This window comes from Caballeronia sp. M23-90 (genome assembly GCF_053574605.1).
Genome location: NZ_JBSIPA010001007.1, coordinates 1 through 315 on the forward strand (window position 1 = coordinate 1; position 315 = coordinate 315).

Below are 315 nucleotides of genomic sequence, written 5' to 3' on the forward strand. Positions count from 1 at the left end.
TGGGTTGCCTCCGCCACCGAAGACTTCGGCGCGCTGCTCGGCATCACGCTCGCGCTATTCGTGCCGTTGTTGTGTCTGCTATTGATCATCGCGTTCCTGCTGTGCGCCGGATGGGCGCTGCCGCGGCGCATCTGGCTAAGGCCGGAACGCGCGCGCTCATCAATTTGTCGCCGGAACCGGTATCGAACTGGGTTGCCTCCGCCACCGAAGACTTCGGCGCGCTGCTCGGCATCACGCTCGCGCTATTCGTGCCGTTGTTGTGTCTGCTATTGATCATCGCGTTCCTGCTGTGCGCCGGATGGGCGCTGCCGCGGC

The 315-nt window shown here is 64.4% G+C and carries 1 protein-coding gene; it reads left to right on the forward strand.

Annotated elements, in window-relative coordinates; translation table 11 throughout:
- Positions 1-315: DUF4126 domain-containing protein (locus tag ACRXB1_RS37540; RefSeq protein ID WP_449494958.1), on the forward strand; the 315-nt coding region annotated here is incomplete at both ends.